Here is a 19,505-nt window from a genome sequence, read left to right on the forward strand (position 1 = left end):
GATAATGGCCAAGAAAAAAACTGCATATGTCTGCACTGAATGCGGCGCAGACCACAACAAATGGCAAGGGCAATGTGCTGGCTGCGGGCAGTGGAATACCCTGCAGGAGTTTGTCGTTTCCGCCGCGAAAACTGCTACCCGGGACACTCGCTTTTCTGGCTATGCGGGGGATGCCGCGCAGGGTTCCGTGATTCGTCTCGCCGATGTGGATCTGGCGGAAGTGCCTCGTTTCTCCAGCGGTATGCAGGAATTCGATCGGGTGTTAGGTGGCGGTCTGGTGCCGGGCTCGGCCATCCTTATCGGTGGTCACCCGGGGGCTGGTAAATCAACTCTGTTGCTACAGACGCTGTGCCATCTTGCCCGCGACATGCCGGCTATCTACGTCACGGGGGAAGAAAGTCTGCAACAGGTCGCCATGCGTGCCCACCGCCTTGGCCTGCCAACCGATCAGTTACAGATGCTGAGCGAAACTAACGTCGATCAGCTGACACGTGTACTGCAGCAGCATAAACCCCGGATCGTGGTTATTGATTCGATTCAGGTGATGCATGTTGAGGGCGTTGAATCAGCCCCGGGGAGTGTTGCTCAGGTGCGTGAGAGCGCCGCATTTCTTACCCGCTTTGCTAAGCAGACAGGTACGGTGCTTATGCTTGTCGGTCATGTGACCAAAGACGGGTCTCTGGCCGGCCCGAAAGTACTCGAACATATGATCGACTGCTCTATCATGCTGGAGGGTGATGGTGACAGCCGGTTTCGCACTCTGCGGGGTATTAAAAACCGCTTTGGTGCGATCAACGAACTTGGTGTATTTGCCATGCTGGAGACGGGCCTGAAAGAGGTCAGGAATCCCAGTTCTATCTTTCTCAACCGCAGCACTGAAGCCTCAGCAGGCAGCGTCGTGATGGTGATATGGGAAGGCACCCGTCCTCTCCTTGTCGAGATTCAGGCATTGGTCGATGACAGTCACTTCGGCAACCCCAAGCGTGTTGCTGTTGGCCTGGATCAGAACAGGCTGAATCTGCTGCTGGCCGCCATGCACCGCCATGGTGGCATTCACCTCGGCGATCAGGATGTCTATATCAATGTCGTCGGCGGTGTAAAGGTAAGTGAAACGGGGGCCGATCTGGCGCTGTTACTTGCTGCGCTCTCAAGTTTCCGTAATCAACCGCTTGAGCAGGGCCTGATTGTATTCGGAGAAGTCGGGTTATCAGGCGAAATCCGCCCTGTCCCGTCGGGTCAGGAGCGCATCCGGGAAGCCGCTAAACACGGTTTTACCCGGGCCATCGTACCTAAGGCCAATGCACCGAAAACGCCGGTGCCCGGAATGGAAGTGATCGGGGTCGATCGCCTTCAGGAAGCGATCGAACGCATCTGAGGGACTAGTGTTTCTGGCCGAGGCGTTTCGCTGCGCGTTCGGCCTCTTCAGGGTTAGCTGTTCCCTTCACCATCGGTCGGTGACGGTGAATGGCCGCCTTACCTACCATGTAGGCTGATACTGGCGCGGTAATAAACAGAAACAGACTGATCACCAGCTCATGGATATGCAGGCTCTGCTCCTGCAGGCTGAACCATACCAATGATCCAAGTAACGTCGCTCCCATTCCCAGTGTCGATGCCTTCGTCGGGGCATGCAGGCGGGTATAGAAATCCGGTAGTTTCACCAGCCCCCACGAGCCGATCAACATAAACACCGCACCAACGATAATCAGAAAAGCGACCAGATAATCGCTGTATTGCAGCAGATTATTCAATGATATCTCCCCGCAGCAGATATTTAGCCAGAGCAGCGGTACTGACAAAACCAAGCATGGCGATGAGCAGTGCCCCCTCAAAATACAGCGCCGAGCCGTGATAAAGCCCCAGCAGTATGATCAGCGCAATACTGTTAATGTAGAGCGTATCCAGCGCCAGAATACGATCGGTAATGTCCGGGCCTTTGATCAGCCGCCACAGACAGAACAGCATAGCGACACCAATCATCAACGCCGCGGCAAGGACAACGGTAATCAGCATCCGAAAATCTCCTTCAATGGCTGCTCATAGCGTTGAGCAATAAAGTCGATCAGGGCTTTTTCATCATCCAGATGGAGAACATGAACATAGAGCACCTGACTGTCTTCCGAAAATTCAACGCTGACGGTACCGGGAGTCAGTGAGATCGAACTCGCCAGAAGAGCCGCCGGGAAGGGTTCCTGAATACGCAAGGGATACGCCAGCCAGCCCGGCTTCAGATAACGATTTGGCAACAACACCCGCCGCGCAACATCGAGGTTGGCCACCACGATGTCATAGACCAGCCGAAGCATGTACACAAACAGGGCAACCGGTTTACGGATAGGTGCATGCCCACGCACATAGGGGTAGGTCAGCAAAGGAATGACCCAACCAAGAACAACCCCAAGAACAAACTGCCCCCAGGAGGCACCGTTAAGCAGCAGCCAGACCATCACCAGCATCACTGTATGCCACGGCATAGGTAACAGATAACGCATCATGGGCGGCCTCCATTGAGCTGTTCAAGGCTGACACCCTGATGCATATCCTGAGCTGCCCGCATCGACCATTCGGTCAATGGTCCAGCCGCAAGAACCAGTGCAATTGTGGTCAGACACAACAGGCCTGCGCCTGCAAAATGCAATCGACTCAGACGCTCTTTCACTTCGGGCAATACGTTCCCCTGAGTTCTCCAGAACAGAGTCGACCCGGCCCGGGACAGCGCTATCATCGCCGCCAGCCCCGAAATCAGGACCAGGGGCCATACCCACCAGGCATCACCACTGTCCAGTGCTGACTGCATGATGAAGACCTTACCGACGAACCCTGAAAACGGGGGCAAGCCAATCAGCGCCATCGCACAGATGGCAAACAGGAAACCCGTCAACTTGGGCGCGAGCATTGGACGCGAACGAACAAACCTGTCGCCTGCCTGTCCACGCTGAAGCACGACCAGTCCTGCCACAAGGAAAAACGCTCCACTCATCAGTGTACTGTGTAGTGTGTAATAAACACCTGCAGCGACGGCCTGAGTTGTTCCCATGGCAACGGTCATCAGCAAGGTACCTGCCGACAGAATCACAAGGTTGGCGATAAGACGACGCAGAGACTCCGCAGCCAGAACCCCCAGGGAGCCCACAACCACCGTCAGACCAGACAGAACGGCCAGCAGGTCAAGCCCCAGCCCTCCCAGCTCTCCGTGTCCTTCCGCGTAGACCACACCATGTATACGCCACATGCTGTACAGGCCAACTTTGGTCATTACTGCAAACAGGGCCGCTACCGGAATGGATGTACTGCTGTACGTTCGTGGCAGCCAGAAATGCAGAGGCAGAAGCGCGGCCTTGATACCAAATACCAGCATCAACAACATACCACCCGCCTCTGCCAGTGGCAGACTTTCATCAGACAGATGTGGCGCCCGCTCGGCCATATCAGGGATATTCAGTGTACCGAACGCATGATAGAGAACCGCCAGTGCCACCAGGAAAAATGCTGATCCGATCAGGTTATACAGCACATAGTGTTGTGCTGCGCGGGTTCGCTCCCGACCACCACCATGAATCAGAAGCGAATAGGATGCGATCAGCAGAATCTCGAAGAAGACAAACAGGTTAAACGCATCAGCCGTCAGGAACGCACCATTGAGCCCCATCAGCTGGAACAGGTAAAGCGGGTGGAAATACCGACCTGTGGCATCCTCTCCGGCGCAAGCATACAGGTGAGCACCTAATGCCAGAACCGACGTCAGAAGTACCATAAACGATGACATTGGGTCAGCAAGCAGGAAAATACCGAAAGGCGCTTCCCAATCCCCCATCGCATACCCAAGTGCTCCGTCACGCAGCGTGGTGTATAACATCAATGCAGATACAGCCACCAAAGCCAGCAGAAACAGCTGAGTCACCAGACGCTGCAACGGCAGACGTTCATTAAAGAAGGGGAAGAGGACAAACACCGCCGCAAAAAATGGCAGCAGAACAGGCAGAGCAGGAAGGTGCATCATCATCGTGATTTGCCCCCCGATGCTTTTTCTGTAGCACGCGGCTTCTCGCGCTGTTCTTTGTCTTTAGTCGCCAGGCTGTCTGTCGGAGCAGAACGTCCGTCAACCTGATCATTACCCAGGTCAGCGCGTGCACGGATCGCCAGAATCAGTGCAAACGCTGTCATCGCAAAACCAATCACAATGGCGGTCAGTACCAGAGCCTGCGGCAGGGGGTCCGTTGGGTTCTCTGTTTCTCCCAGAATCGCCGGTTTGTGAAGCGCCAGACCGCCGCTGGCGAAAAGAAACAGGTTCACTGCATAGGACATCAGTGTCAGGCCCATGACGATAGCGAACGTGTGCCCGCGCAGCATCAGAAATACCGAACAGGTCACCATAACCCCAACAACGGTGGCGTAGATGAGTTCCATCAGGATTGCCCTCCTGGTGTCGGACGCTCAGCCGTCGTCAGTTTGCCCAGGTTCGCAAGTATCGACAAAGTCGCGCCAATCACAGTCAGGTACACCCCAAGATCAAAGGCCATTGCACTGGCCAGTTCAAACTTACCGACGAGCGGCAGGTAGAAATAATCAAACCAGGATGTCAGGAACGGACGCTCAAAGATCCAGCTCCCCGCCCCCGACAAAAAGGCCAGCAGCAGACCACTGACGATAAACCACTGGAAGTTAAGGTCACCCCGCTCACGCATCCAGACCACCCCATTGGCGATATATTGCTGAATCAGAGCAACCGCAGTGACCAGGCCGGCAATAAATCCGCCGCCCGGAAGGTTGTGACCGCGAAGGAAGATATAGGCAGAGACCAACAGCGCCAGAGGCAGAAGGCTCTGAGAAATCTGCATGAGCATGACCGGGTGCCGGTCTCGCGACCACGCACGACCATCCATGTCGGCAGACGGCGCAAACATTCTGATGCCGGCCAGCAATTTAAAGATACCAATCGCGGCGATGGCCAGAACCGTGATCTCACCGAAGGTATCGAATCCGCGGAAATCAACCAGAATCACGTTTACTACGTTGGTACCGCCGCCGCCGGTCTTCGCATTAATTGTGAAAAATTCACTGATGCTGTTTACCGGACGGGTCAACATGGCGTAGGTCAGCGTGCCGACCAGAGCACCGACAACCGTTGCCAGACCAAGGTCTCTGACAATACGGGCGGGTGATAAGTGATTCAGGGTTATCCGCTGTGGCAGGAAGTAGAGCGCCAGCAGGAAGAGAATGATCGTCGCAACCTCAACAGAAAGCTGCGTCAGCGCCAGATCAGGTGCAGAGAACCAGGCAAATGCCATAGACACAACCAGACCGACCACCGACACAGTGACCAGTGCCAGTAATCGCTTGTGACTGACCATGACCGTCGCTACCGAGCCCACGATCAACAGCAGCGCACCACCGATAGAGACGAGGTCGACATCCGAGCGCGCGATGCTTCCCTGCGCCGAGGCGAGCTCGAGCAGTGGAACACCCAGAACCACACCCACAGCCAGGATGAGCCAGAAGGTGTAACGCTGGAAACTGCCGTTATCAATAAACTCCTGCAGACGGGTTGCGCCTCGCACCAGACGCTGCACACTCTGCTCAAAAGCATACTTCGCATCGACTTCAGCAAACTGAGCCTGAAACGCAAACATATGCCGGCGTTGACTGTAGAGCGCAACACCACCAAGCACAGCCAGAAAGCTCATCAACAGTGGGATATTAAACCCGTGCCAGATCGAAATACTGAATTCAGGTACTCCCTCTGGCATTAATGAAGCGCCAACAGCAACCAGCAGATCACCGACAATCAGATCTGGCAGAATTCCGACCAGAAGACACAGCACTACCAGCACCTCAACCGGAACACGCATATAGCGCGGCGGCTCATGCGGGGTTTTCGGCAAGTCGATCGGATCACCGTTAAAGAATACGTCATGCACAAAGCGCAGAGAGTACGCTACCGCAAGCGCGCCACCGACGGTCACTAGCAGAGGCGTCAACCATGACAGTGAGCCCAGGGTGTGCTGGTTCAGTGATTCTGCGAACAACATCTCTTTCGACAGGAAGCCATTAAGCAGTGGCACCCCCGCCATGGATGACGCGGCAACCATCGCCAGTGTCGCCGTATACGGCATATAGCGGAACAGGCCATTAAGCTTACGCATATCACGCGAACCGGACTCATGGTCAATGATACCTGCTGCCATAAACAGTGAGGCCTTAAAGACCGCGTGGTTAATCACGTGAAACATCGCAGCAATGGCGGCAAGCTGAGTATCGAGACCCAACAGTAATGTAATCAGGCCAAGGTGACTGATCGTTGAATACGCCAGCAGCCCTTTCAGGTCATGCTTGAACAGAGCGGTATACGCTCCCACCAGCAGAGTTGTCAGGCCCACCAGACTGACGACGGCAAACCACAATTCCGTCTGGGAAAGCACGGGATAAAAACGCGCCATCAGGAAGATACCGGCTTTCACCATAGTCGCAGAGTGCAGATAAGACGATACAGGCGTCGGTGCCGCCATAGCCTGAGGAAGCCAGGAATGGAACGGAAACTGAGCAGACTTAGTAAACGCACCAGCCAGCACCAGCGCCAGAATAACCGGATAGTATTCGTTTTCTACGATCAGGCGTCCGCTTGCCAGAACCCTTTGCAGGTCGTAGCTACCGACCAGCTCGCCAATCATAATCAGGCCGGCGAGCAGTGCCAGGCCACCCGCGCCAGTAATCGTCAGCGCCATGCGGGCGCCCTTCCGGGCCTCTGTTTTATGCGACCAGAACGTAATCAGCAGAAAAGAGCTGATACTGGTGAGCTCCCAGAAGAACCAGAGCTGAATCAGGTTGGCTGACAGCACAACCCCAAGCATGGCCGTCATAAAGAGGACCAGGCTTGCATAGAAGCGCCCGGCATTATCTCCCTCTGCAAGGTAATAACGGGCGTACAGAATAACCAGCAGACCGATCCCCAGGATCAGCAGGCAGAACATGAGGCCAAGGCCATCAAGGAAAAAGCTGATATTGAGAGATAGCAGGGGAATCCATTCAAAGCTGACAACAGGGTAATCGCCCGCCATCACCTGAGGGATCAGGTGAATCACAATACCCAGAGCAACCGCAGGCAGGAATGCCGTTCCCAGCGCCAGCATTGACCGGGGATAGCGCCCCAGAAGCAATGGAATCAGTGTGCCCAGCAAAGGCAACAGCGGCACCCAGATCAGATTCATGTCAGGAGAGTCTCCACTCACAGTGATGTGACAGTGTAACACTGTCGCTTCCAGGGAAAAGCCAGGGTAATTCTGTACTTATGCTGACCTCCCACGTCATATTGTCCGGCTCAGAAGCCCGACCCAATGCCAGTATAGACAATCCGGTCAGGCCATTCCTGTATGCCTAAAAAAGCCCTGTAAAAACAGGGCTACGGATAATACCTCAAAGGTGGTACTCAGGGCTCAGCTCAGTGACCGCTTCAACGAAGGCTTTTGCATGCTCCGGGTCGACAAACTGGTGAATTCCATGACCAAGGTTAAATACATGGCCGCTTCCCTTGCCAAAGCTATCCAAAATGCGTTTGACCTCTTTCCGGATAGTCTGAGGCGACGCATAAAGGACCGATGGATCCATATTCCCCTGCAGTGCAACCGTTCCACCCACACGGGCACGAGCACTGCCGATGTCGGTTGTCCAGTCGAGACCCAACGCGTCAGCACCGGTTGCAGCCATCGCTTCCAGCCACTGGCCACCACCTTTGGTGAACAGAATCACCGGGATTTTCTGGCCATCATGCTCACGAATCAGACCATCAACAATCTTCTTCATGTACGCCAGAGAGAATTCACGATAGCAGACGTCGCTTAACGTACCGCCCCAGGTATCAAAGATCTGTACTGCCTGCGCGCCGGCTTTAATCTGAGCGTTCAGATAATCAATCACAGAAAGTGCCAGCTTGTTCAGCAGCTCGTGCATGATTTCTGGCGTGTCGTACATCATGGCTTTCACGTGACGGAAGTCTTTTGATGAGCCGCCTTCAACCATATAAGTCGCCAGCGTCCACGGACTGCCAGAAAAACCAATCAGAGGCACCCGACCATTCAGCTCACGACGGATGGTAGACACCGCTTTCAGAACGTAATCGAGATCGGCTTCAGTGTTAGCAACTGGCAGATCTGCAACGTCTTTCTCAGTACGCAGCACCTTTTTGAAACGCGGGCCTTCGCCCGTCTCAAAGTACAAACCCAGGCCCATGGCATCCGGAATCGTCAGGATGTCCGAGAACAGAATCGCCGCATCCAGAGGGTAACGTTCCAGAGGCTGTATCGTTACTTCACACGCCAGCTCGTGGTTTTTACACAGCGACATAAAGTCACCGGCCTGAGCGCGGGTTGCTTTGTATTCTGGCAGGTAACGGCCGGCCTGGCGCATCATCCAGATAGGCGTGCGGTCTACGGGCTGTCGCAACAGGGCACGGAGAAAACGGTCGTTTTTAAGCTCAGACATAAGAATTCCGGACACTCAGAAAATTAATGGGACGCATAATAACAAAAAACCCGGCCATTAGCCGGGTTTGCGAAAACAGTGGTCAGATCACTCGGCCACAGTGAAGGTTACAGAGCTAACCCCCAGAGTATCGTTGGTCAGGATAACATCATGACCAATATCACCTGAATCAATATCGATAGAGCCATCGCTGTTTTTGGTCTGAGTCACCCCGTTTACTGTCCAGCTGTAATCACTCGCAGTAAAGGTCTCTGCAGACCACCGTGTAGCAGGATAAAGACGCGTCAGGTTCGACAGACTGATATCCCCTTCTGGCAGGTAAGCGTTCGAAGGTCCGGTGATTTCAGCGGTTGCACTGACCTGCGGAACCAGCAGAAAAGAGCCATCGCTAAGATCCCAGTTAGCTGTCAGCGCATAGTCATAGCCGCCTGAATCACTACTGAAAACAACTTCATGCTTGCCATCCCGCTCTGACATTGCGAAGCGAACAAGGTACTGATTGCCAGCGCGAACCCGGACGCTGACGGCATTCTGCTGCGCCGCAATCACCTGCGAAGCCACATTGAATGTATTGGTTGAATTCGTATCAATGACAGTAGCGGCCAGATCGCTGATGTTTTCATCCGCGCCTCCGGTACCAAGAGATACGTAAATCAGAGGCTTAGGTACCAATGCCATCTCAGAACTGCCAGCCGCACCATCATCCTCAACCTGAGTATCAGTGTTCTCTGAATCAGCCTGCTCAACATACGTCAGCAACGACTGCCACTGTAGGGCGGCGAGTGCATCTTCTTTCCAGAAAGTCTGCTGACTCGTATTAGGGCCTGCGGTAAACAGCACCAGACTACTCACATTAAGACCGGTCATCTGCGTAAAACCAGCATTGTACGTGTAGTCATCATCCAGATCATCGTATGCATCGCTTGACAGATCGACAGCGACTGATGCATTGCCGCTGCCACTACCGTTGTAGGTACCCACTGCTTTAACAATAGCTTCGTAAGTTGCGGTGAAATTGCCCCGATCATCCCAGGCATTAGCCGCCAGCAAACCATCCAACGCGGTATTCAGAGTCGACGCATCCGAGGTGAATGTGCCCACCAGAGGTTCAACACCATCACCCGCGTTAGCATAAGCCCAAAGGGTAAATTCCTGATCACGTATCACAGGGTCAGAGCTGCTCTGAGCACTGGAGATATAGGTCTTTACTGCATTAATGTACGAACTCTTATCAATCCCCTGAGAGGTAATACTGCCAGACGTATCAACCAGCAGCGCCGTCTTCAGAGACACAGGAAGACCAATAATCTTCTGCATCATGACTCCATTCTCATCAGGGTCGACAGCCTCTCCGTTTACCGTCAGCGTGTAGTCACTGATTTTAGGCGTTTCCAGAGGTGATAACGTAGCGCCATCGACAGGAGCAATCACATATCCACCGATCAGTGGATACGTAACCACGGAAGAGAAATACCCATCAAAATCTGTGTATTCAGACCCTGACATCAGAAACTGCAGAGGGAAATAGCTGGAACCGGCCGTCGTAGTCGCCGTGTCATCGGTATCAGTGGAATCCGTAGTGTCTTCCTCAGTGTCCGACGAGGCAACGACAGGGTCCCCTCCTCCACCGCAGGCAGCAAGCGTCGCGGAAATCAGGGCGATCCAAAGGAGGTTAGGTTTGGACATAAGGCAGCTCCGTCTGATATCAGTAATCTAATCAACAGCGGCAGAGAATAGCACTCCCGGTCATTATCCGACCACCGTAAAAAAAGAAAACGCGACCGGAGTCGCGTTTTCTGGCGCAGACGGACACTTCCGACTGCAATGTCACTTATCCCGTCTCAGACGTCGAGATAATCGAGGATGCCCTCAGCGGCCTGACGACCTTCATAGATCGCGGTCACTACCAGATCAGAACCACGAACCATATCGCCACCGGCGAATACTTTCGGGTTAGACGTCTGGTGTTTAAACTCCTGCTCTTCCGGTGCAACCACACCGTCCCAGCTGTTCAGTTCGATACCGAAATCTTTAAACCATGGCGCAGGGCTTGGACGGAAACCAAAGGCAACCAGTACCGCGTCTGCTGGCAGGATCTCTTCAGAACCTTCTACCACTTCAGGACGACGACGACCGTTCTCGTCTGGCTCACCCATCTTGGTAGTCACAACCTTAACGCCTTCAACCTTGTCTTCACCAACGATGGCAACCGGCTGACGGTTAAACAGGAAGTTCACGCCTTCTTCGCGCGCGTTAACTACTTCACGCTTAGAGCCCGGCATGTTTTCTTCGTCACGACGGTACGCACAGGTCACTGTGTCTGCACCCTGACGGATAGAAGTACGGTTGCAGTCCATCGCGGTGTCACCACCACCCAGAACAACCACTTTCTTACCTTTCATGCTGACGAAGTCTGCAGCGTCTTTTTCGAAGCCGAGGTTACGGTTCACGTTAGAGATCAGGAAATCCAGTGCGTCATGAACGCCCGGCAGATCTTCACCCGGGAAACCACCCTTCATGTAGTTGTAGGTACCCATGCCCAGGAACACGGCATCGAACTCGTCGATGATGCTCTGGAAGTCAACATCTTTACCGACTTCGGTGTTCAGGCGGAATTCAACACCCATGCCTTCGAACACTTCACGACGGTTAGACATTACACTCTTCTCGAGCTTGAACTCAGGAATACCGAAGGTCAGCAGACCACCAATTTCCGGATATTTGTCGAAGACAACCGGAGTAACACCGTTGCGCACCAGAATGTCAGCAGCCCCCAGACCCGCAGGGCCTGCACCGATAATCGCTACGCGCTTACCGGTTGGCTTAACATTCGACATATCCGGACGCCAGCCCATGGCAAAGGCGGTATCGGTGATGTATTTCTCAACATTACCAATGGTCACAGCACCGAAGCCATCATTCAGGGTACATGAACCTTCACACAGACGATCCTGTGGGCACACACGGCCACACACTTCTGGCAGCGTGTTGGTTGCATGGCTCAGCTCAACGGCTTCCATGATGTTGCCTTCACTGGCCAGCTTCAGCCAGTTAGGGATGTAGTTATGTACCGGGCATTTCCACTCACAGTATGGGTTACCGCAGGCCAGACAACGGTGTGCCTGGTCGGTCACCTCTTCCTGCTGGAAGGGCTCGTAAATTTCAACGAACTGCGCCTTACGGACGTCGATCGCTTTCTTGGATGGGTCTTGACGACCCACATCCACAAACTGGAAGTTATTATTCAGACGTTGTGTCATAGCGAACCTCTCTCTCTCGTCCTGGACCGATTACTCAGGACGAGCACGGGTGCTGTTCAGCAGTTGTTGTAAGTCAGCAGCCTTTGGCTTCACCAGCCAGAACTTGCCGATGAAACCGTCGAAGTCTTCCAGGATCTGCTGACCCCAGGCACTGCCGGTCTCTTCCACGAATTCACGGATCACGCTGCGCAGGTGGTTGCGGTGCGCCTCGGTCTCTTCGTTGCTGATGCGGTGAATATCCACCAGCTCGTGGTTGTACTTATCAACAAAGGTGTTGTCACGGTCGAGCACGTAAGCGAAGCCGCCTGTCATACCCGCGCCGAAGTTATAGCCAGTTTCGCCCAGTACGCAGATCATACCGCCGGTCATGTATTCACAGCAGTGGTCACCAGCACCTTCAACCACGGCGTGAACGCCGGAGTTACGAACACCGAAACGCTCACCTGCACGGCCAGCCGCCAGCAGCTTACCGCCGGTCGCACCGTACAGACAGGTGTTACCTACAATCGAGGTTTCGTTCGTCGCGAAGCCTGAGCCTTTAGGTGGGAAGATCACCAGCTTACCGCCGGTCATGCCCTTACCTACGTAATCGTTAGCATCACCTTCCAGCACCATTTCCAGGCCGCCAGCGTTCCAGACACCGAACGACTGGCCGGCAATACCGGTCAGGTTCAGACGGATCGGCGCGTCAGCCATGCCCTGGTTACCGTGGCGTTTGGCGATCTCACCGGACAGGCGAGCACCGACAGAACGGTCACAGTTGGTGATGTGGAAGCTGAATTCGCCGCCTGCTTTGTTTTCAATCGCAGACAGAGTTTCTTCAACCATACGCTCAGCCAGCAAGCCTTCATCATACGGCTTGTTGCGCTCAACTTTCACCGTGTGCGGCTTATCAGCTGGAATCAGATCACTCCCGAACAGGGGTGACAGATCCAGATGACGCTGCTTCTCGGTCTTGCCTTCAAGAACTTCCAGCAGATCCGTACGGCCCACCAGCTCTTCCATCGTGCGAACACCGACTTTCGCCATCCAGCCACGAACCTCTTCAGCCACGAAGCGGAAGTAGTTCACGACCATCTCTTTGGTACCGATGTAGTGCTTCTCACGCAGATCATCGTTCTGCGTCGCAACACCGGTCGCACAGTTGTTCAGGTGACAGATACGCAGGTATTTACAACCTACCGCCACCATTGGCAGCGTACCGAAACCGAAGGATTCCGCACCCAGAATCGCCGCCTTCACAACGTCGAGACCAGACTTCAGACCACCGTCGGTCTGAACACGTACGTTGCCACGCAGGTCGTTGCCGCGCAGCGCCTGATGCGCTTCGGACAGGCCCAGCTCCCAAGGAGAACCAGCGTACTTAATGGACGTCAGCGGAGACGCTGCAGTACCACCGTCGTAACCAGAGATGGTGATCAGGTCAGCGTAAGCCTTAGCCACACCCGCTGCGATCGTGCCCACACCCGGTTCAGATACCAGTTTCACCGATACCAGTGCGGTTGGATTCACTTGCTTCAGATCGTAGATCAGCTGTGCAAGGTCTTCGATCGAATAAATATCGTGGTGCGGTGGTGGCGAAATCAGAGTCACACCTGGTACTGAGTAACGCAGGGTCGCGATCAGCTGGTTAACTTTACCACCTGGCAGCTGGCCGCCTTCGCCCGGCTTCGCACCCTGAGCTACCTTAATCTGCAACACTTCAGCGCTGGACAGGTAATGCGGGGTCACACCGAAACGACCGGAAGCAATCTGCTTAATTTTAGAGTTACGCGTAGTACCGTAACGCAGTGGATCTTCGCCGCCTTCACCGGAGTTAGAGCGACCGCCCAGTTCGTTCATCGCCATTGCCAGAGCTTCATGCGCTTCTGGTGACAGAGCACCCAGAGACATGGCCGCGGTATCAAAGCGAGGGAAGATCTTCTCTGCTGGCTCAACTTCAGAGATATCAATCGACTGGATATCTTTGCGGAAGGTCAGCATGTCACGGATGGTAGCCACAGGGCGCTTGTTCACCAGCTCAGCAAAACGGTCATAGGCCGCCTGCGAGTTGGTCTGCACCGCTTCCTGAATGTTCTTCACGACGTCTGGGTTGTAAGCGTGGTATTCGCCACCATGAACGTACTTCAGCAGGCCACCCTGTTCGATCTGCTTGCGTGGCTTCCAGGCAACGTTGTTGATGACCATCAGGTCTTCTTCAAAGTCAGTGAAGCTTGCGCCTTCGATACGGCTGGTCACGCCGCAGAAACACAGATCAACGATTTCTTTGCTCAGACCAATGGCTTCAAACAGCTGTGAGCCACGGTATGAGGTGATGGTCGAGATACCCATCTTAGACATGACTTTCAGCAGGCCCTTACGGATCGCCTTGCGGTAGTTCGCCTGAGATTTCAGCGGGTCGCCCAGTACTTCACCGCTGCGGTGCAGGTCGGTGAGGATGTCGTAAGCCAGCCATGGGTAAACAGCGGTCGCACCAAAGCCCAGCAGCACAGCAAAGTGATGCGGGTCACGTGCAGAACCGGTTTCAACCACGATGTTACCGTTAGTACGCAGGCCTTTCTGGCTCAGACGATGGTGAACGGCACCGGTTGCCATTGGCGCTGGGATAAGAGACTGACCTTCAGCCACTTCACGGTCGCTCAGAATCAGAATCACGTCACCGTTGCGGATCGCCGCTTCAGCTTTGTCAGCGAGAGCAACGATAGCGTCTTTCAGAGACAGCGCTGAGTCGTAAGCCATAGACAGAGTCACGTGACGGAATTCATCACGGCCGGTGTCTTTCAGACCAACAAATTTCAGTGGCGACAGTACTGGAGACGTCAGGATTACGCGGTTAGCGTGGTCTGGCGTCTCTTCGAATACGTTTTTCTCTGCACCGATACAGGTTTCCAGCGACATCACGATGGACTCACGCAGTGGGTCGATCGGTGGGTTGGTGACCTGAGCAAACATCTGACGGAAGTAATCAGCCACGTGACGAACACGCTGAGACAGAACCGCCATTGGAGTATCGTCACCCATTGAACCAGTTGCTTCCTGACCGTCTTCGGCCATAGGACGCAGAACCTGGTCGCGCTCTTCACGCGTTACAAGGTGCAGTTTCTGATGAGTGTTCAATGCATCGCCCGACAGCGCTTCCTGACCATCGACTTTCTCGAGGTGCAGGCGGCTTTCGATACGCAGCGCATTTTCTTTCAGCCACTGTTTGTATGGCTGAGAAGTTTTCATCAGGGTGTCGATATCGTCGGTACGCAGCAGCTTACCTTCTTTGGTATCGATCGCCAGAATATCACCTGGGCCAACACGGCCTTTTGCGACGACGTCTTCTGGCTTGTAACCGTATACGCCCACTTCGGAGGCAACGGTAATAAAGTTGTTCTTAGTAATCACCCAACGGGATGGACGCAGACCGTTACGGTCCAGACCACATACCGCGTAGCGGCCATCGGTAATTACCAGACCGGCAGGACCGTCCCACGGCTCCATGTGCATGGAGTTGTACTCGTAGAAAGCACGCAGATCAGGATCCATAGTTTCAACATTCTGCCAGGCAGGCGGAATCATCATACGGATCGCACGGAATACGTTCATACCGCCAGTCGCCAGCAGTTCCAGCATGTTATCCATGGAGGAAGAGTCGGAGCCAGTGGTATTTACGATTGGAGAGATGTCTTCCAGGTTTGGCAGCAATTCGCTGGCGAACTTGCTCGCTCGGGCGTTTGCCCAGTTGCGGTTACCGCGAATGGTGTTGATCTCACCGTTGTGCGCCAGCATGCGGAACGGCTGAGCCAGAGGCCAGCGTGGCATGGTGTTGGTCGAGAAGCGCTGGTGGAATACACAAATAGCGGTTTCCAGACGCTCGTCGCCGAGATCCAGATAGAAGTTCGGCAGATCGACCGGCATCATCAGGCCTTTGTACGACAGTACACGGTCAGAGAAGCTGGCAATATAGAAGTCAGGGTACTGCTCCAGCGCTTTTTCAGCAAAGCGACGGGCATAAAACAGTTTTACCGACAGGTCGGTATCGTCCAGAGTTTCAGACGGTGCAATGAAGATCTGCTCAAAGCGTGGCAGACAGTCGATTGCCATAGGACCGAGGCAGTCATTGCTGGTTGGCACGGTGCGCCAGCCCAGAACGTTCAGGCCCTGGCCTGCAACAGCCGCTTCTACGGCAGCTTTCTGTTCTGTATAGACAGCATCATCCAGATCCATAAACAGCATGCCTACCGCATACTGCTCTGGCAGTTCAATGCCCTGTTCCTGCGCAACCGCGCGCAGGAAGGAATCTGGTTTCTGAATCAGCAGACCACAGCCGTCGCCGGTTTTACCGTCCGCAGCAATACCGCCACGGTGTGTCATACAGGTTAAGGACTCAATTGCTGTAGTCAGCAACTCGTGGCTCGGCTCGCCTTCCAGATGGGCAAGCAGACCAAAACCACAGTTGTCCTTGAAGTCGCCTGGAGTATACAGACCAGTTCTCATAGAACAGCTCTCACCAAAAAAATCGTTTAAATATCAAGGGCTTAAACAGGCAAAGTGCTCAAATTTTAAGCAGCCTCGAGACAAAAGGACGCCCATTCTACACATCTGCGGCGCCCGCCACAAATGGACAGAATAAAACACCCGATGCATTGGCACCGGGGAGGAGATTCATCCGGCCTCAGCGGATCGCTTTCTGCGCGTCAGTGACAGGACGTATCCAGGGGGACTGTGCACGTAGCTTTTGAGGCAGGGCATTCACTGCAGCCCGGGCTTCTGCCTTGCTGCCATACACGCCAGACACAACAACAAACCAGTCTTTGCCATTGTGAGTAGTCTGGTACTGATAAAGAGTCCCGGTAACTTTGTCCGACCACTCTTTACGGAAACCTGCTGCGCCAGCTTCGCTATGAGAACCAAGAAGCTGAACAATATACCCGCCCTTCGCTGCCAACAAGACCTGCTCATCACGGGAGACGGACACAGGTGACACTGTTTTTGGCGCTGGGGTAACGGCTGGCGCCGCAGGAGCAGCACCCGGCTTCGCTTCCGTGACAGGGGCCTTGGCGACAGGAGCAGCCGGTACGGCATCCTCTTCAGGTTTCGCAGGAGCCTGTCCCTGCTCAACTACTGAAGCGCTGACAGTCGCGACCTCAGTCACTGGTAACTCTGTTGTTTCGGGCGCACTGGCCGCAGGTTCAGAGGCAGGTTCAGCGTAATTGAAGTCTTGCGGCCCGGCCTTTACGGGGCCTGGCTTCTGCCCCAGCGCTTCCGCCACCGCAGCTTCGGCTGCAATATCGGCAAGCTGCTGCTCTCCTTCGTCTTCCTGGCTCATCTGATACAGAAGAAACATAGCCAGCAGAGTGGCAATGCCCGCAATCCCAAGGATATTACGAAGAGGAAAGCCGGAAGCCCTCCGCGGAGTATTCGCCGCACGTCCCGGCGCCATAATCAGTTTCTCTGCCGACAGCAGCAAAGCACCCGGCCACCCGCCAGAAATCTCTATTGCCTTAGCGACCTCCTGATCAGACAATGGGCAGATGCCGTCTTCGCCATAGACCTGACCAACCAGAAGAACCGCATCATCAAGCGTCAATGGCTCGAGCTGCAGTACATGCACAGGGGCCTGAGCAGGTGAGTTACGGAATTCTGCTTCAAAGCCCTGCTCACCAAACAATGCAAATGAAATCGCCTGTGGCGCCAGCAGCGCAAAGTGAGCGATACCATTCAGGGTATCCGCATCCAGCTGCTCTGCCTGATCAATGATCACGAGCAGACCACCGCCATCCTCAGCACGGGTCAGCGCTTCGTTGCGTATCATCTCCCGCGACTGCGCACTGTCCTCATGTATCGCAGGCATATCCCAGTGATTGGCGATCGCCGACAAGACCGAAGGCATCCCCAGCATAATACTTGCCGTCACAAATACCGTGTCATCCGGTAATTCACGCTGTGCTGCAAGGGCGTTAGCTAATGCGCTTTTACCAGCCCCCTGCGGGCCAGTGACAGCCACCAGCAACTCACTGTACGACGCCAGGTGGGACATAAGTTCGACGTTGCGGGTTTGCGACGCGAGAAGCTGCGGCATAGAGAAGTCTCCAGTGGACCCGGCAGAAGATCGTGTGACAGCAGCTCCCTGCTCTAAATCCAGATCAAAATCCATTTCCGGGCCCTCAAGATTATCAGTTGTGATGACTTACTTTACCGCTGTTTTCAAGGGTTTCAACCAGTAGAGGCAGCGGAACATCGGATGTGACATAGGCTTCGCCAATTTGTTTCAGAAGGACAAGACGAATATTGCCGTCCAGAACTTTCTTATCGACGGCCATCAGGTTCAGATAATCGTCGTTTGTCATTCCACGAGGACCACCGACAGGCAGGTGCGCAGCATGAAGCAGCAGCTCAAGCTGATGCACCTCGGCATCTGAAATATCACCAAGGCGACGACTCAGGTCGGCGGCCATCATCATACCAGCCCCTACGGCCTCACCATGCAGCCAGTTACCGTACCCCTGATGCGCCTCAATGGCATGACCAAAGGTATGCCCGAGATTCAGAATTGCACGGATTCCACCTTCCCGTTCATCCTGAGCCACGACCCGAGCCTTATTTTCGCACGAGCGGAGGATAGCTTCGGCCAGAAGGTCCGCATCTCCCGACATCAGGGTCGCGACACTTTCCTGTAGCCAGCCATAAAACTCTTTATCACAGATCAGCCCGTATTTGATGACCTCGGCCATTCCCGCAGCCATCTCGCGCAGAGGCAGAGTTTCGAGAGTATCAGTATCAGCAATCACCGCCTGAGGCTGATGAAATGCACCAATCATATTCTTACCAAGCGGGTGGTTGACCGCGGTTTTGCCACCCACAGAGGAATCCACCTGGGACAGGAGCGTGGTAGGTACCTGAATAAAATTGACACCCCGCTGATAGGCTGCAGCAGCAAAGCCAGTCATATCACCGATGACACCGCCCCCGAGGGCAATCAATGTCGTCGTGCGATTATGACGCTGCTTCAGCAAAGCATCGAAAATCCGGTTAAGCGTGTCCAGATCCTTGTATTTCTCACCATCAGGAAGAATGACAGTATCGACCTGAAAACCCACAAGGGCTTTCTTCACATCATCCAGATAAATAGGCGCAACGGTATCGTTGGTAACAATCAGAACCTGCCGGCCATGGATATGTGGACGATACAGATCGGGATCACTCAACAGACCGGACCCGATGTAGATAGGATAACTACGTTCGCCCAGATCAACTTTGAGAGTTTGCATGAATCAGCCCTTAAGACGTTTTTTGAGTTCCTGCACCACCCAGCGCGGATTGCGCTGGTCGGTTTCGATAATGATGTCAGCCACTGAACGGTACAGCGGATCACGGGTAGCGAACAGGTTCCGCAGCACCGCTTCCGGGTCTTCAGTCTGGAGCAGAGGCCGGTTTCTGTCCCGGGCAGTCCGGGCCAGCTGTTGATCTACTGAAGTGCACAGATACACAACGGTACCTCGCGAGCCCAGATGCATCCGGTTCTGCTCCCGCATCACGGCACCGCCACCTGTTGCCAGTACGATTCCTGAAAGTTGGGTAAGTTCATCAATGACCTGCTCTTCACGCTCGCGAAAACCCTGCTCACCTTCCTTTTCGAAGATCCAGGGTATGTCCGCTCCGCAGCGCTGCTCGATCACCTTGTCGGAGTCATGAAACTCAAATCTGAGTTCCTGAGAAAGAAGACGGCCGATGGTGCTTTTTCCAGCACCCATCGGCCCGATAAGAAATACAGATTTTGTCATT

At 54.3% G+C, this 19,505-nt stretch carries 14 protein-coding genes; 1 reads left to right on the forward strand and 13 read right to left on the reverse strand.

From position 1 onward, the window contains the following. Positions 1-4: 4 nt before the first annotated feature. The gene (radA, locus tag Q1L85_RS11400; protein WP_300427895.1) at positions 5-1,375 is read left to right on the forward strand and encodes a DNA repair protein RadA; all 1,371 of its coding nucleotides are present in this window, start codon (positions 5-7) and stop codon (positions 1,373-1,375) included. A 4-nt stretch (positions 1,376-1,379) separates the two neighbouring features. Here radA and Q1L85_RS11405 read toward each other — a convergent pair whose 3' ends face one another. The 13 genes from Q1L85_RS11405 to aroK all read right to left on the reverse strand — a co-directional run bounded on the left by Q1L85_RS11405 (position 1,380) and on the right by aroK (position 19,504). Then, positions 1,380-1,751 carry a Na+/H+ antiporter subunit G gene (locus Q1L85_RS11405; protein WP_300427894.1) on the reverse strand — a complete coding sequence of 124 codons (372 nt, stop codon included), beginning with the start codon at positions 1,749-1,751 and terminating at the stop codon, positions 1,380-1,382. Next, positions 1,744-2,013 (reverse strand): K+/H+ antiporter subunit F, encoded by a 270-nt coding sequence (locus Q1L85_RS11410; protein WP_300427893.1) that lies wholly within the window; start codon positions 2,011-2,013, stop codon positions 1,744-1,746. The genes Q1L85_RS11405 and Q1L85_RS11410 overlap by 8 nt, the downstream gene beginning before the upstream one ends. Next, positions 2,007-2,495: a Na+/H+ antiporter subunit E gene (locus tag Q1L85_RS11415; protein ID WP_300427891.1), complete on the reverse strand. Its 489-nt coding sequence runs from the start codon at positions 2,493-2,495 to the stop codon at positions 2,007-2,009. The genes Q1L85_RS11410 and Q1L85_RS11415 overlap by 7 nt, the downstream gene beginning before the upstream one ends. Beyond that, positions 2,492-4,003: a monovalent cation/H+ antiporter subunit D gene (locus Q1L85_RS11420; protein WP_307726820.1), complete on the reverse strand. Its 1,512-nt coding sequence runs from the start codon at positions 4,001-4,003 to the stop codon at positions 2,492-2,494. The genes Q1L85_RS11415 and Q1L85_RS11420 overlap by 4 nt, the downstream gene beginning before the upstream one ends. Beyond that, positions 4,000-4,407 (reverse strand): Na+/H+ antiporter subunit C, encoded by a 408-nt coding sequence (locus tag Q1L85_RS11425; protein ID WP_300427890.1) that lies wholly within the window; start codon positions 4,405-4,407, stop codon positions 4,000-4,002. The genes Q1L85_RS11420 and Q1L85_RS11425 overlap by 4 nt, the downstream gene beginning before the upstream one ends. Continuing rightward, positions 4,407-7,205, reverse strand: coding sequence for a monovalent cation/H+ antiporter subunit A (locus Q1L85_RS11430; RefSeq protein WP_300427889.1), 2,799 nt, complete (start codon positions 7,203-7,205; stop codon positions 4,407-4,409). Before Q1L85_RS11430 ends, Q1L85_RS11425 begins: the two co-directional genes overlap by 1 nt. 205 nt (positions 7,206-7,410) lie before the next feature. Further along, positions 7,411-8,475, reverse strand: coding sequence for a uroporphyrinogen decarboxylase (gene hemE, locus Q1L85_RS11435; RefSeq protein ID WP_300427888.1), 1,065 nt, complete (start codon positions 8,473-8,475; stop codon positions 7,411-7,413). 87 nt (positions 8,476-8,562) lie between these two features. Then, a complete protein-coding gene (locus tag Q1L85_RS11440; protein ID WP_300433178.1) occupies positions 8,563-10,161 on the reverse strand; it encodes a hypothetical protein in 1,599 nt (532 codons plus the stop codon). Between the two features lie 155 nt (positions 10,162-10,316). Next, positions 10,317-11,735: an FAD-dependent oxidoreductase gene (locus tag Q1L85_RS11445; RefSeq protein ID WP_300427877.1), complete on the reverse strand. Its 1,419-nt coding sequence runs from the start codon at positions 11,733-11,735 to the stop codon at positions 10,317-10,319. A gap of 30 nt (positions 11,736-11,765) precedes the next feature. Beyond that, on the reverse strand, positions 11,766-16,217 hold the full coding sequence (gene gltB / locus Q1L85_RS11450; RefSeq protein ID WP_300427878.1) for a glutamate synthase large subunit: 4,452 nt from the start codon (positions 16,215-16,217) through the stop codon (positions 11,766-11,768). Between the two features lie 178 nt (positions 16,218-16,395). Then, on the reverse strand, positions 16,396-17,802 hold the full coding sequence (locus tag Q1L85_RS11455; RefSeq protein WP_300427879.1) for an AAA family ATPase: 1,407 nt from the start codon (positions 17,800-17,802) through the stop codon (positions 16,396-16,398). Between the two features lie 94 nt (positions 17,803-17,896). Further along, positions 17,897-18,991 carry a 3-dehydroquinate synthase gene (gene aroB, locus Q1L85_RS11460; RefSeq protein WP_300427880.1) on the reverse strand — a complete coding sequence of 365 codons (1,095 nt, stop codon included), beginning with the start codon at positions 18,989-18,991 and terminating at the stop codon, positions 17,897-17,899. 3 nt (positions 18,992-18,994) lie between these two features. Then, positions 18,995-19,504 (reverse strand): shikimate kinase AroK, encoded by a 510-nt coding sequence (gene aroK / locus Q1L85_RS11465; RefSeq protein ID WP_300427881.1) that lies wholly within the window; start codon positions 19,502-19,504, stop codon positions 18,995-18,997. Position 19,505 lies beyond the last annotated feature (1 nt).

The organism is uncultured Thalassolituus sp. (assembly GCF_950066645.1).
Classification (GTDB): domain Bacteria; phylum Pseudomonadota; class Gammaproteobacteria; order Pseudomonadales; family Oceanobacteraceae; genus Thalassolituus.